The sequence below is a fragment of the Sphingomonas sp. ATCC 31555 genome, from assembly GCF_000282895.1.
Classification (GTDB): domain Bacteria; phylum Pseudomonadota; class Alphaproteobacteria; order Sphingomonadales; family Sphingomonadaceae; genus Sphingomonas.
On sequence record NZ_ALBQ01000042.1, the window covers coordinates 87436 to 101378 of the forward strand.

The 13943-nt window shown below is 65.8% G+C and carries 14 protein-coding genes; 7 read left to right on the forward strand and 7 right to left on the reverse strand.

Going from position 1 to position 13943, the window contains the following annotated elements:
* Window positions 1-14 precede the first annotated feature (14 nt).
* Genes B215_RS0115785 through B215_RS0115815 form a run of 7 tightly spaced genes read left to right on the forward strand, consistent with a single transcriptional unit; the run spans window position 15 to window position 6252 of the window.
* Window positions 15-593, forward strand: a complete 579-nt coding sequence (locus B215_RS0115785) for a TerD family protein (RefSeq protein WP_019370616.1) — start codon at window positions 15-17, stop codon at window positions 591-593.
* A gap of 24 nt (window positions 594-617) precedes the next feature.
* Window positions 618-1193, forward strand: coding sequence for a TerD family protein (locus B215_RS0115790; RefSeq protein ID WP_019370617.1), 576 nt, complete (start codon window positions 618-620; stop codon window positions 1191-1193).
* Window positions 1194-1214: 21 nt separating this feature from the next.
* The gene (locus B215_RS20705) at window positions 1215-2378 is read left to right on the forward strand and encodes a trypsin-like peptidase domain-containing protein (RefSeq protein ID WP_019370618.1); all 1164 of its coding nucleotides are present in this window, start codon (window positions 1215-1217) and stop codon (window positions 2376-2378) included.
* A complete protein-coding gene (locus B215_RS0115800) occupies window positions 2372-3475 on the forward strand; it encodes a phosphoribosyltransferase domain-containing protein (protein WP_019370619.1) in 1104 nt (367 codons plus the stop codon). The genes B215_RS20705 and B215_RS0115800 overlap by 7 nt, the downstream gene beginning before the upstream one ends.
* Window positions 3472-4221: a hypothetical protein gene (locus B215_RS0115805; RefSeq protein ID WP_019370620.1), complete on the forward strand. Its 750-nt coding sequence runs from the start codon at window positions 3472-3474 to the stop codon at window positions 4219-4221. The genes B215_RS0115800 and B215_RS0115805 overlap by 4 nt, the downstream gene beginning before the upstream one ends.
* Window positions 4211-5317, forward strand: coding sequence for a cysteine protease StiP family protein (locus B215_RS0115810; protein ID WP_019370621.1), 1107 nt, complete (start codon window positions 4211-4213; stop codon window positions 5315-5317). Before B215_RS0115805 ends, B215_RS0115810 begins: the two co-directional genes overlap by 11 nt.
* On the forward strand, window positions 5314-6252 hold the full coding sequence (locus B215_RS0115815; RefSeq protein WP_019370622.1) for an HpcH/HpaI aldolase/citrate lyase family protein: 939 nt from the start codon (window positions 5314-5316) through the stop codon (window positions 6250-6252). Before B215_RS0115810 ends, B215_RS0115815 begins: the two co-directional genes overlap by 4 nt.
* Window positions 6253-6294: 42 nt before the next feature.
* Here B215_RS0115815 and B215_RS0115820 read toward each other — a convergent pair whose 3' ends face one another.
* The 7 genes from B215_RS0115820 to B215_RS20995 all read right to left on the reverse strand — a co-directional run bounded on the left by B215_RS0115820 (window position 6295) and on the right by B215_RS20995 (window position 13820).
* Window positions 6295-6765, reverse strand: coding sequence for a hypothetical protein (locus tag B215_RS0115820; RefSeq protein ID WP_152997811.1), 471 nt, complete (start codon window positions 6763-6765; stop codon window positions 6295-6297).
* 59 nt (window positions 6766-6824) lie between these two features.
* Window positions 6825-7700, reverse strand: coding sequence for a toxic anion resistance protein (locus tag B215_RS0115825; RefSeq protein WP_026009329.1), 876 nt, complete (start codon window positions 7698-7700; stop codon window positions 6825-6827).
* Between the two features lie 347 nt (window positions 7701-8047).
* Window positions 8048-8584, reverse strand: coding sequence for a hypothetical protein (locus tag B215_RS0115830; RefSeq protein ID WP_019370625.1), 537 nt, complete (start codon window positions 8582-8584; stop codon window positions 8048-8050).
* Window positions 8585-8659: 75 nt separating this feature from the next.
* Entirely contained in the window at window positions 8660-9511 is an 852-nt protein-coding gene (locus tag B215_RS0115835) for a hypothetical protein (protein WP_019370626.1), read from the reverse strand.
* 50 nt (window positions 9512-9561) lie between these two features.
* Window positions 9562-10218 carry a hypothetical protein gene (locus B215_RS0115840; RefSeq protein ID WP_019370627.1) on the reverse strand — a complete coding sequence of 219 codons (657 nt, stop codon included), beginning with the start codon at window positions 10216-10218 and terminating at the stop codon, window positions 9562-9564.
* Window positions 10219-10259: 41 nt separating this feature from the next.
* Window positions 10260-10910, reverse strand: coding sequence for a hypothetical protein (locus B215_RS0115845; RefSeq protein ID WP_019370628.1), 651 nt, complete (start codon window positions 10908-10910; stop codon window positions 10260-10262).
* A 291-nt stretch (window positions 10911-11201) separates the two neighbouring features.
* Window positions 11202-13820 carry a MobA/MobL family protein gene (locus B215_RS20995; RefSeq protein ID WP_160327950.1) on the reverse strand — a complete coding sequence of 873 codons (2619 nt, stop codon included), beginning with the start codon at window positions 13818-13820 and terminating at the stop codon, window positions 11202-11204.
* Window positions 13821-13943 lie beyond the last annotated feature (123 nt).

Sequence of the window (13943 nt, forward strand, 5' to 3'; positions counted from 1 at the left end):
CAGGAGAGAACATCATGTCGGTAAGTCTGTCCAAGGGCGGCAATGTCAGCCTGTCGAAGGAAGAGCCCAATCTCAGCAAGATCCTGATCGGACTGGGCTGGGATACCCGCGCCACCGACGGTGCGGATTTCGACCTCGACGCAAGTGCCTTTCTGCTCGCGAGCGGCGACAAGGTGCGCGGCGACAGCGACTTCATCTTCTACAACAATCTGCGCTCCAGCGACGGGTCGGTCGAGCATACCGGCGATAACCGTACCGGGGAGGGCGATGGCGATGACGAGGCGCTCAAGGTCGACCTGACGCGTGTTCCCGAGCAGGTGCAGAAGATTGCGATCGCGGTGACGATCCACGAAGGCGAGAGCCGCCGGCAGAGCTTCGGCATGGTCTCCAACGCCTTCATCCGGATCGTAAATGATGCGACGGGCCGGGAAATCTCGCGCTACGACCTCGCCGAGGATGCCTCGACCGAGACCGCGATGATCTTCGGTGAAGTGTATCGCCACAATGGCGAGTGGAAGTTCCGCGCCGTCGGGCAGGGCTATAAGGGCGGCCTGGCGCCGCTCGCGCGCAACTTCGGTGTCAACGTCGGCTGATCCTGGCCGCAAGGAGTATTCATCATGCCAGTTTCGCTTTCCAAGGGCGGCAATGTCAGCCTCAGCAAAGAAGCTCCGGGCCTCAAGGCCGTGCGTGTCGGACTCGGTTGGGATACCCGCGTCACCGACGGCAGCGGCTTCGACCTCGACGCCAGCGTGTTCCTGCTGAACGATGGCGGCAAGGTTCGCTCGGACGCCGATTTCGTGTTCTACAACAACAAGAATGGCGGCAACGGTTCGGTCGTGCACCAGGGCGACAATACCACCGGCGAGGGCAGTGGAGACGATGAAGTGGTGGCGGTGTCGCTCGACCAGCTTCCCGCGGAGATACAGAAGCTGAGCTTCGCCGTGACGATTCATGAGGCAGAGGGGCGTCGCCAGAATTTCGGCATGGTATCCAACGCGTTCATCCGCGTTCTTAACGCCGATGGCGGCACCGAGATCGCCCGCTACGACCTGTCCGAAGACGCCTCGACCGAAACCGCGATGATCTTCGGCGAGCTCTATCGGCACAATGGCGAGTGGAAGTTCAAGGCGATCGGCCAGGGCTTTGCCGGCGGGCTGGGTCCGCTTGCCCAGTCCTTTGGCGTGAACGTCTGACGCCAGGGAACAGGCCCGCACATGCGTGCCTTGGTTGCGGGCGAACGGGCTGCCATCGCCGGCGCGCAGAGACTTGCGATCGCCTGCGATGGTGGCGCGTTGCCGGCCTTGGCGCTGATCGCGCTGGGGGCCGACCGCCGGATCACACCCGCTTTCCCATTGATCGATACGGTCGCCCGCGAGATGCGCCCGGCAGCGCAGTTCGAGGGCGAATCCCATCTGCGCCTCGATCTCGATGCCGTTCCCCGGCCCGTCGAGCGGCTGATGCTGATCGCCTTCGATCGCGGCAGCCAGCCGATCGGCCGCATCGTCACGGTGGAAACGGGCGTGTTCCGTTTCGCTGCCGACTTGCGGGGCCGCGGCGATGCGGCCGCGATCCTGATCGAATGCTATCGCCACCAAGGTGCCTGGCGCTTATCCGCCAATGGGCAGGGCTTTGCGCTGGGGTTGAACGCGATCGCGGCGGCGCACGGCATCGATCATCGCTGGGTTATGCAGATGATCCCGCGCCTGCAGCCGGCCGCCGGTTCCGGGCAGGACGGCGATCACCGCCCGCCCGGTAGCGGCGCGTCCAGCGGCAGCGGCGTCGCGATCGAGCGGAATCATATTCTCACCAACGCGCATGTCGTCGAGGATGCCCGATCGGTCACTGTCCATGTCGCCGGACGTGCGTTGGCTGCGGAGACGGTGTTTGCCGATGCCCGCAACGATCTGGCCCTGCTGCATGTCGAGGCGGGGCTGCCCGGCGTCGCCCAATTCCGCTCGCAAGTGGGGTTGCATCTGGGCGAGGACATCGTCGCACTCGGCTTTCCGCTCCAGGGGCTGCTCGGCACCGGACCGCAAGCGAGCGCGGGCAACATCGCTGCCTCGTGCGGCATCGGCAACGACAGTAGCGTGTTCCAGTTCACCGCGCCGATCGCCAGCGGCAACAGCGGGGGGCCGATTCTCGACATGGCCGGACATCTGGTGGGATTGGTCAGTTCGTCGCTCAACCTCGATCGCATCCGCGAGCGCGGCGCCATTGCCGAGAACATCAATTTTGGCATCAAGGGCGCGATCCTGCTCAGTTTCCTCGATGCGTTCGGCATAGAGCCGCACATGGCGCGTGAGACCTCCGTGGTTGGCCGTGCGGCGGTGGTGCGCCAGGCGCGTGACGTGATCGCCCGGGTGACCTGCGAATGCTGACACTGGCCGCGCCAACCCGCTCGATTGCGCTGGCGACCGGACGGCTCGATATCGCGATAGAGGAAGCGACCTGGCCGCTCGACAGCCTGTGCGACTTCGCTGCGCGGGAAAATCCGCGGCGCGGCTTCCTGGTCGTGTCGCGGGTACTGGGGCGTCACCTTCCGGCGGCACCGCAGAGGATGCGGCAAAGCGTGCACGATCTCGCGCGGCAGATTCCGGCCGACCTGCCGGGACCCGTGATGGTCGTGGGGATGGCGGAAACGGCCGTGTGCCTTGGCCAGACGTTGCACGAGGAATTGTGCCGTTCGACCGGGCGCGACGACATCCATTTCCTGCATTCGACCCGCCAGCAACTCGACGCACCGTTGCTCTGCCGTTTCGAAGAGCCGCACAGCCATGCCTCGGCGCACCTGATCTACCGTCCCGATCTTCCCGAGCCTCGTGCCCTGGTGCTCGTCGACGACGAGGTCTCGACCGGTACGACGCTGTGCAACCTCGCCGATGCGCTGGTCGCTGTCTGGCCACGCGTGGAAGCGATCGTCGTGGCGACGCTGACCGACTGGTCGGTGGGCAAGCACTGGCCGGCGCAGATGCCGCGCCCGACCCAGATCGCCGCACTGCTCCGCGGCCGGCTCGAATGGACGCAGGGCACGGCGATGACGGCCGATGCCGCGTTCGATAGCGCCGCGGCCTCGCTTGGGCGCATGGCGGCGCATCGCAATTTCGGGCGCTTGGGGATCGCGGCACCGGTCGCGCTGCCGCCCGTCTCGGCGCTGCCCGAAGCTACCGGGCCGCTGCGCATCATCGGCACCGGCGAGTTCACCTATCTGCCATTCCGCCTGGCCGAGCAACTTGCCGCTGACGGGCAGGACGTCGTCGTCCAGGCGACCAGCCGCAGCCCGGCGCGGCTCGGCGCGGCAATGGCGACGAAGCTTTGTTTCTCGGACAATTACGGAACCGGCGTGCCCAATTATCTCTACAATGCCGATCCGGCGGACGGACGCGCGAACTGGATCGCGCATGAAACCGGCGCAGGGACGATCGATCCGGCGCTGATCGCAGCGCTCGACGCCCGGCTGGTGGGCTGGGTCGCATGATCCGCGCCATTGCCCTGGTCGACCTCGACGACACGCTGTTCCAGACCCTGCGCAAATGCCCGCCCGACGTTCCGGCCGACCGCTTGACGCCGCTCGGCTTCGCGCGCGACGGATCTCCGCTGAGCTATGCGACGCCGCGCCAGATGCAGTTCCTCGAATGGCTGGCGGAGACCACCCATCTGGTGCCGGTGACTGCGCGCAGCCTGGACGCGTTGCGGCGCGCACGCATCCCGTTCCGCGCGGCGGTGTGTGCGCATGGCGGCGTGGTACTGGACGACGCGGGCGAGGTCGATCCGGACTGGGCCGAGACGATCGCCAGCCGGGCTGCGCCCCATGCGGGGCAACTCGCTGATCTGGCCGACGCGATCGGCGGCGAGGCGAAGGCGCGGGGCGTGCCGGTCAACGCCCGCGTTCTTACCGAAGGTGCGCTGCCGCTCTATACGCTCGCCAAGCATGACCACGCGGATGCGGACGCGCTGTTCGCCGTGGTGGATGCTGCGGTGCCATCTCTGCCCGCCGGCTGGACCGATCACCGCAACGGCAACAATGTCGCGCTGATGCCGCCCTATCTCGGCAAGGCGCATGCGGTGGCGCATATCCTGCCCGGCCTGCGCTCGCGCTATCCCGATGCGCCGGTGATCGGAATCGGCGACAGCCATACCGACGCACCCTTCATGGGGCTGTGCGATTTCGCGATGATGCCGCCACGGTCGCAGCTGGCGGGCGGGATGTTCGATGGCCGTTGACCCCTCGGTGCGCGCCGGTACCCCCTTTTCGGGCAGCTATGATCCTGCCGATGTCACCTTCCTGCTCAAGCCGGTGGCTATGGCGGCGACTGGGGTTGCCGACAAGGAAGCCGCCATCCAATCCGGCCGCCGCCATTATTCGGAGATGATCGCACCGGAGCGCGTGCCCGACGCCAGCTATCTGGCGCTGTACCGCGCGGCCTTGGCGCGCAACGGTGCCCGGCTGGCGCAGGACGTGGCGAGCCTTGCCGCGCATCTCGCCGGGCGGCGGCCCGGCCACGACGTGGTCATCGTCTCGTTGGCCCGGGCCGGCACACCGATTGGCGTGCTGCTCACGCGGACCCTGCGCGCCTGGGGGCATGTCGCCCATCATTATTCGGTGAGCATCATCCGCGACCGCGGCATCGATGCTGTGGCGCTCGCTCATATCGCCGCGCGTCACGATCCGGCGGATGCGGTGTTCGTCGATGGATGGACCGGCAAGGGCGCAATCGCCGCCGAGCTCCGCGCTGCGCTTGCCGGCCGCCCGATGGGCTTCGTGCCCGAGCTCGCGGTCATTGCGGATCCCGCCGGCCAGGCCGATATCGCTGCTACGGAGGACGATTATCTGATCGCCTCGGGCCTGCTCAACGGTATCGTCTCTGGGTTGGTGAGCCGATCGATCCTCAACGCCGAAATGGTCAAGCCGGGCGATTTCCACGCCTGTGTCACCTACCCGCAACATGCTGGTGCTGATCTGTCGCGGGCCTTTGTCGATGGCATCGCGCCCGCCGCCGCGACCGCGGCTCCCCGGACCATCGATGGTCATGCCGGCCGACGGAAGGTCTTGAGAGAAGGGTGCGAGGCGATGGTTGAAGCGCTTCTGAGACAGGCCGGGACGCGCGACCGCAACCGGATCAAGCCGGGCATCGCCGAGGCGACGCGCGCGCTGCTGCGACGCGTTCCCGAACGGCTTCTGGTCCGCGATCCTCACGACGCCGATGTCGCGCACTTGCTCCACCTCGCGGCCGAACACCAAGTTCCGGTCGATACGCTCGGCCATGACTCACAGTATCGCGCAGTGGCGATCATCCGCAGCCTGGGGCGGGACGCATGAATTCGATTTCGGCGCTGGATCTGGGTGCGACCCTCTATCTTCCCTGCACGCGCGACGACCTAGCCGAAGCGCTGCTCGGCGCAAAGCGGATTCCGGAGCTGCGCTCGGCGGTGTTGTGCCTTGAGGACGCGGTGCTCGAGCGCGATGTGCCGGTTGCGCTCTGCCGGCTTTCCGCGTTCCTCCGAACGCTCGCCCTGCGGTCGCCGGGGCCGGGCGAGCCGTTGCTCTTCGTACGGCCGCGCAATGCCGCGATGCTCGAGCATGTGCTGCGCATGCCGGGGTGCGAGCGATTGTCCGGCTTCGTCATCCCCAAGGCGCATGCCGAGAGCATGCCCGCCTATCTGGTCGCGCCGCTGCACGATCATCACCGGCTGATGCCGACGCTGGAGACGCGCGAGGCCTGCGACCCGCAGGAGATGCGCCGGCTTCGCGATCAGTTGCTGATGGTACAGGAAAGGATCCTGGCATTGCGCATCGGCGGCAATGATCTCCTGCGCGCGATGGGCTTGCGCCGCACCGCAGGGCAGACCGCCTATGAAGGGCCGCTTGGCAGCATCATCGCCAATCTGGTCGCGGGGTTTGCGCCGTGGGGGTTTGCGCTGAGTGCCCCGGTCTTCGAGCAGTTCGCCGACACCGCATTGCTGCGCGAGGAAGTTGCGCGCGATATCGAACACGGCCTGCTTACCAAGACGGCGATCCATCCCGATCAGGTGGCGGTGATCCAGGCGGCACTCGCCGTTCCGGCAGAGCAGATCGAAGAGGCGCGGCTATTGCTCGATGAAGATGCGCCAGCGGTGTTCGCGCATGACGGCGTGATGTGCGAGCCGGCGACGCATCGCGCCTGGGCGGAGCGGCTGCTCGATCGCGCGGCGCTCTTCGGCATTACCGATACCGTCTCCGCGCCGCTTCGGCTCGTTTCGGGAACGGATCGCTGACCGAATTTCGCGCCGAGATCGACGAGCGATAGAGGCCGTGCGTCAACGCAGCGGATCGTCCTTGCCATAGCGATTTTCGATGAAGCGGAGATTGTCGGCGAAGCTGTCCAGATCCTCCTGGGCCAGCGTGCGCGATAGCGTTTCCAGCCGCGCGACCATCTTCTCGAAGCCCTGGTTCAGATTGTAGCTCGCCGAGCGGCCAGTCTGGCGGAAGATCTCCGCACGGTGGCTCGCGGGGATCTCGGCATAGCTTTCTATCAGTCGCGGCAGATGGCTGTCGCGCATCTGCCGCACCTCGGTAAGCGCGGAGACCATGAGCGCGTCGTCATGCGTCCGGGCTTCGATATCGGCGATCAGTGCGAGCAGGCGTGCTACCAGCGGCCGCGACGCGTCGGGCAGCCTCGGGTCTTCGGCCGAAACAGGGGGGGCAAACGGTTTGCTGCTCGCCGGCGCAGGATCCGGGCGTGCTGGACCGCCCAGCCATCCCGCCAATTTGTCCAGAAATCCAGCCAATTGATGTTCTCACCCGAATGCGTATCCTGGCATTGGTAGTGCATCGACTCGTCGTCGCGCTAGAGGGGAGTACCCCGCTGGGCTGTCTGCGCGGCGAGGATTGCGCGACGAACCTGATCGACGGCATCGTCCAGAACGCGCTGGAAATCGCCACGCGTAGCGGGCGCTTCCTCCGCCGCTCGCGCCGTCCGCTCCAGCGCTTCGGCCTGACGGGCCATATCCTGGCTTTGGGTCAGTGCGCGCTGGGCGGCAATCGCGGTGCGTAGCGCCGCGATGCTGGTGTCACGTGCCCGGCCGAGCGCTTGCGCCAGCGCATGTTGGCCATCGATCAGCAATTGCAGGGTGAGGATGCCCTGCTGCGTCACGGCGAGTTGCGTGGCGACGTCCTGCTCACGCGACAGCAGGCGCGTTCGCGCAGTGTCGCAAAGGAATCGGGCGCGGGTCGGCTGGTCGAACATCAGCTCGCGACCTGCCGCATCCACCGCCGCGGCGCACGCACGGATCAACGCCAGCGCGTCGTCCAGTTCGGCTGCTGCCGCGCGCAGTTTTGTGCTGTCCGACTCGATCGTGATCAGCGATCGGGCGACATTGTCGCGTTCGCGATCGAGCGACTCGACCAACGCTTCCAGGCGCGTCTGCGGATCCGCGTGGTTCTTGGGGGCGGCTTTGAAAAGGGATCGCCTGCGAGGCTGGGCCGGCGCGCCAAGATCGGCCATGAGGGCCTGGAGATCATCCAGACTGCTGGCTGCCGACTGGCCGAAAGAGATTGTGCGATCCAGCCGTCTACTCGCTTCGGACGCTCCGCTGACCGCGCGCCTACCCAGCGTGTCGATCGAATCAAGAAGAACGTTGTCATTTGACGCCAACCATTGGCGGAGCAGGCGGCGCGCCTGCTCGCGAAAGGTCTCTTCGGGGCCCGAAGGAGCGCTGGGCAAACTCTGTTCCTTTTGTGGATCCTTCACAGGCGTATGCAAAGCGTGCGGGTTGATGACAATGGTGTAGGGGATGGCTGGCATGCCCCGCAACATGTGTGTCGCTGCATCTAGTAGCACTTTGAAGATCGGAGCCGCCTGACATGGGCTGCTGAGCGCAAGCGGGGATTGCCCAGCGTTGATGGTCTAAGCAGTGCAGCGTGAGCTCCTGCACCAAATCATATAAGGCCTTTGGTTTTAGTGCGATTATTCAGATTCAATAATCGCAAATGGACTGTGATTGACGTGTTGGAATTACCGGGCGGACGATAGGCAATGTCCGCCCGGGTGTCATGGGGCATCGTGGCGCGTCAAAGGGTCGCGGCGAATTCCTCCATAGGCACGCCATCGGCGTAGCGCGCACCATCCGGGACGTGGATCGAACCGACCAGTTTGATGCCCCACGCCTTTTCGGCCGCCTCACGCCACAGCCGGTCGGCTCGCGCCATGCCGCGCGCGATCCGGCTGCGCGGGGGCAGCGGCGAGGCGATCAGACTAGCGCGCGGGCCGATCGACCAGCGGTGCGTGTCGGTCAGCAGCTCGATCGGCGCCTCGTCGGAGGCGGCGTAGAGCCGCACCTGCGGGTGCCAATCGACCCAGTGAGTCGCGCGCGTGGCAAGGGAAACCCCGATCGGCCCGTTCGCGATTGGCGTATCAAACTCCACGTAGACGACGTCCCGGCCGGTATCACTGACAACGTCGGCGACCTGGAGCGCCTCGATGGGGTTCCTACGCCTGCCCGAGGCGAAGTTCACGGGGCTGCCGATGGGGGCGTCCGGATAGCCCATGGCGGTGCGCAGGCCGATGGTCCAGGCCTGCAGGGTGTCGAGCGAATGCTGGATGGTCATGTTGTTAGTCTCCGTTGGGGCCATCGGCCCCGATCATTTGGTTTCCGCCCCCTTTCAGAGGCCGTGATCACCGCGTCAGCCACCAATTCCCGGCGCCAGCGCTTCCAGTTTGCGCGTTTCCGCAGCGAAGGCCTGGGCCATCAGCTCGTCGCCGTAGCGCTGCCAGTCGGCGGCGTAGCTGCGATGGGCGCAGTGGGTGGCGATGAAGGACGTGAGCCGGTGCGTTGCCTCAAGGATGGAGACGGGGCCGCCCGTCAGCGCGCGCCAGCGCATCAGCAGGGCGCACGTCGTCCACACGTCTCCCTCAACCACCGAACGGACGGCCGACCACTTCCCCTGCTGCATCAGCTTTGAGACGAGATCCGGCCGACAGGTGAGTTTGGCAGGGACACCGAGCCGGGCGGCGATCTCGGCAATGTGCGCAGGTGCCGCGCCACCGCACATCTCGGTGCACAGGTCGAGGTGGCCGGACGCATCCCGGCGCCAAGGCGTGACCAGGCGGCCCAAGCTGGATGGCAGTCGCAGGCCGGCATCCATCGCGCCGATCAGGATCTGCGGAAGATCGCTATTGAAGCCGCCCCATGTGACGATCTGAACGCTGCCGAGATGCTCCATGTCGGCGAAGAACGCCGCAAGGACGGCGGCCTCATCCTGTTCCGGCAGGCCGCGGGTCTCCAGCCGTATCGGTCGAAGGCCATCTTCGGCCTCGGTCGTCACCAGCCACGACAGGGCCACCACGCGCTGGCACGGCCAGCGCGGCGTCACCCGGGGGTCATGGGGTGGTAGGTGCTCGGCATATCCCGGTACGAACCGTTCGGATGCACGGTAGCGGGCATGCGCTTCGTGATCATAGGCGCGCTCCGCATCGAGCACGACGACAAAGCGGGGCGTGTCGCTCTTCCAGAGCGAGGTCAGTTCATGATGCATGGTAGGTCTCCGGCGGACGCGCGGGGTCCGCAATTTGTGGGTGCAGAAGGTCAGCGAGGGGTGCGCTGGTCGGCGAGCCAGCGGTCGAGCGCGCGCCGGGCGATCTGGGCGGGGTGCTCGGCATCGTCGAAATAGCCGTGGCCGGCGGCCCAGGCGCGCCAGCCGGCGATGGCCTCACCGATTAATTGCTCGGCGGCGATGCCGGGATCCGGCAGCAGATAGAGGGGCATGGCTGCATCGCACGCCTCGAAATCGGCGTTGGGGCCGCAGAAGCACGGCAGGGGCATTGCCTTTGCCTGGCGCAGATGCGGGGTGTGCTCGCGCGGCAGATCACGCCAGCGTCCGGCGGTGTCGGCCGCTGCGGCGACGATGCCCGGATGCCGCGCCGGATCGGCCAGGGCGAGGAGGCGCCGCGGCACCGAGCCCCAATTGTCCCAGCTGACCACGGTTTGCGTGAGCGGAAGCTGCGGCTCCAGCCAGTCGAGCAGATCGCGAACCGTGTCGCCTTCGCCCAGGCAGCGGGCATCGGTGGAGAAGCGATAGCCGCCGTCGTCGCCCGGCAGGACGGTCAGCGTGCCGATACCGCATAGCAGGCGCGCATCCGGACGATGACCGGCTGCGGGACAGGTAGCGACGGTGCGCACGGCAAGGCCGATCGAGACGGGCGCGAAACCGCGCGCCTCGACCGAAAAGTCGATAAGAGGCATGGGAGTTTTCCTTGATTTCAGCCGCAACGCGGGTGGGTTGATCAGCCGGCGGCGGAGAGCAGGTCCGCGAAGTGCAGCCGGGCGGCGGCGTGGTCCGCCTCTTCGAGCCAAGTGGCGAAATCGGCGCGGAGCGTGGTGGTGATCGACCGGCCGCCCGCCTTGATCGCGACGAGGCGATGGAGGATCAGACGGAGGCAGGCGATGACGTCGATCTGTGCATCCTGCTCGATGGCGTCGACATCGGATCGCACCCAGGACGTGAAGCGGTCGTTGGGGTCGGCATGGGCACAGAAGATCTGGGCCTCGGCGCAGGCCTGCTCGAGGCTCAGCACGCCCGCGTCGCTGCGAGCCGACAGGCTGAGCACGTCGTTTTGGCCGGTCCCGCATATCGTGCGGAGCGCAGGAGACCCGGCCGCGCCGGGCAAGCGACCGAGCAGTGCGGTGGCCTCTGTCAGCCGGTATCCAAAAATGGCCGTGCCGGGGTGCGCAAGATGCTGGTCGAGCCGGTGCAGCAGGGCATCGACGGGATCGGATGGCCGGAGAACGATGCTGTCGAGCGTGAACATAACCCGATCGCCCTGCGGCTGGGCAGACAGGATCGCCGCGCCGACCGGGATGGTGCGGTCGACGCCGAGGTGTGAGCCGACATCCAGTTCAGCGATGTGCACGGTTATGATGGGGGCAGGAATCATGAAGATACTCCGGACGCGCGGCATCGGCCCGGACCGCGCAGGGCGGTGGGCACGAGGACGCGCAGTTGCTGGGGGTGGTCAGCAGCGCCGACCGTGGACGAAGGCCTGAGCAAGGGTAGATCGGAGGATGCCGACCTTCTGTTTTTCCCTTCCTTCAGAACCTTCGCTTGATCCTGACCTGAAATTCACCTTCGTCGGCGTCTTTTCCATGCTGCATCCAGAGATGGGCCTACCTTTTGCAAGGCGTTTCGCGCTGGCTTCCGATATCGGCAGCGCCCGACCTTCTGGTATTCAGCGCGAGATCGTTTCCGCGTTCGTCGCTATCCGCGCGATGCGGCGGGCACCTGCAGGCAATTTGCCGGCGGTGTGATGAGTTGCCGGGACGGCTTGTTCAACCGGAGCCTGCGGAGCAGCGTCCGGTGAGCCGACAGGCAAGGGCGGCTGAGGATCTTCCTTCCCTGTATTCTTTGGTGGCATCTTTGGCGATGGGGCGGCCGGTGTCGCGGCCGAGAAGCGCGCTGCAACATCTGCTAGAACGGTTTGGACCCCTTGGTCGTGCCGCCAGGCTTCGACGAGATGCCGCGCCACTGGAGGTGCTGCTGCCGTAAGCGTCCAGCCGGTTTCCTCCCGCACCAGATCGGCGGGATGCGCTTCGATATGGGCGGCGATCGTCTGGAGTTCCTCGCGCTGCTGCTCTGCGATTGCAGTCAAGCGGCGCTGCACGGCTTCGGTGCGCAAGTCGTTGTCGGTGAGATTGTACGCGGCCAGCAGCTGGGCGTCGGGCATTCTCGTGTTATCGAGTACCGCGATGTAGGCCCGGTTCTGCTCGACGTCGTCCAACATGGCGACAAGCCTGTCGTCACGATCATCCCGCTTGGCGCGCTCGACAAGAGCCGCCTGGAGTATTTGATCGTTGATGCCAACCTTCGTCACCGTTTCGCGCTCTTGGCGAGACAGTACGGACCAGTCGGGCTGCAGCCGGGTGCCGGTTCGGCGATAGGGGCGCGGTCCGGATTGGCGCAGGATACGGCACGCTTCCTCGACCAGCGATTGCCGAGCGGCTTCCGCGGCACGTTCGGCTTCCACGCGTTTCACTTCGGTTTCGCGCGCCTGTCGCTGTTCCTCTTGGTACTTGAGATCTTGGCGATGCCGCTCCCGCAATGCCCTGCCGAGGTCGTCGTGGGGCAAGCTTTCTACCAAGCCACGTTCGCCGTTCGGCATTGCCGACAGGTCGAGGATGAGGCGATTCTGCTCAACGCGATAGGGCGGCATCTTTGCGGTAAGGATCAGTTGTCGCGCCCGATCCGCCGTCTGTTGCAGATCCTGGCGGATGAGTCGTTCACGCAGCGCCAGCGCCTCGCCGCGCTGCTCGACTAGTTTCTTGCGCAACGCCGATGACCTGGTAGCCGCAACCGAGGCAACCACCATGCGATCTGCTACTGTTTGTGCCTGACGGGCAGGCACCCGAAGTGTCGGTGCGGACCTAATCCCGTTTGCCACCTGCCATGCTACAGCCCCCAATTTGACGGCTATGAACTTTGTCTCCCCCAATGGACGGCGCGCCCGCCGCTGGCGGATCAACATCTGTAGGACCGCATGTGCACGATCGCGAACCAGTATGGCGAAATGTCGATGCGCGGTGCGCTTCGCCGGCTGTGTTCGCAAAAGCCCGTTCGCGACGTTGCGGGCGCTGTCTGCTACCGCCCGAGCCCGGCCGGTGATGATGACCACCCGTCGGCGCGCGGCATCCGAATGCATCTGTCGATCGAGAAGCGCAACGAGCTTGCCTTGCGCCTCCACTTGTTTTGCCGCGTGAGCCTGCTCGAAGGCGAGCTCATTGCTTTCCGCGATGAGGGCATTGCGCGCGATCGAGTGCACATGTTCGCCGCGCTCATGTGCCGCCATGGCGGCCGCGCCGACATGTGCTTGTCGCTCAGCGGCGATGCCGCGCTCCTGGTATGTCTGATGGGTGAAGCGTTCCGGCCGTCCAGCCGCGTGGCACGCCCGGTTCATATGCGCGGCTGCAAGCGCACGCATCAATTTGAGCCCGTCCGGATCCGTTAGCCCGTTCAGCTTCTCCTGCGTGATCGACCATTCATGTTCCCCGGTGCGCTCGCAGGGGCGCAGCGAAAAAATAATATGGGCGTGATAGTTGCGCGCATCGCCCTTGGCATCCGGAACATGGATTGCGGCAGCCCACGGAAGGCCCAACCGGCCGAACGTCCGTTCGCAAAACTCCTGCACCATTGCGCGGCGCTCTGCCGCATCGATGTCGTGCGGCAGGTTCCAGATGATGCGGTGCTGAACGATCGCGTTGGCGCGGTAGGCTTCCTCGATTGCTTCGAGGGCGCGCCAGCAAGCCGCGATCTCCTGAGCGTCTTTGCCCATATTGGACATGACGCTCGCATCGACCACCATATCGCCGATGCGTTCGATCGCTTCGTCGCGTAAAATGTACAGTGCGTGGTCTGCAGACAGGCCCGGACGCCAACCCTTCGATTTGAAACCGACGTATCGCACGCGGAAGAAAAGGGCCACGCGCCCACGCTTGTCGACAATCGGGGCTAGGTATGTCCGGACTGCCCGCCTCGAGACGCCGGCCAACTTCTCCATCTTGTGGCGCCGTGCGCAGGATGCCCCATTTTGCTCATTCGTCCGCGAGAAGCGGATGCGGATCGGGTGCCCCCATGCTCGCGCCAGTTCCTGATCCAGTTTGCGATTGGCGGCTGCCTGTTCGGCAGCCGCCGCTACGCGACGCCGCTTGCGTAACGAGTCGACACGCCGGAACGCTGCGGCAATGGTCCGCTCTGCGGCTTGAAGGCGGCGCCCGGTTCGCTCGCCGTCCATGAGCAGGCGAAAGACTTGCGCATCTGCCCGCGCCCATATGCCTTCCTCGGTCTCCAGCAGCATCGCGACACCCTGATCGTGGGGCCACAGGCGGGGTGGGGAACAAGGAGCGGATGCGCAGTTGACCGGGGTCAACATTTCTTTCGCATCCCACCCCACAGATCTTCCCTCGTCTGTGGTCCTCCG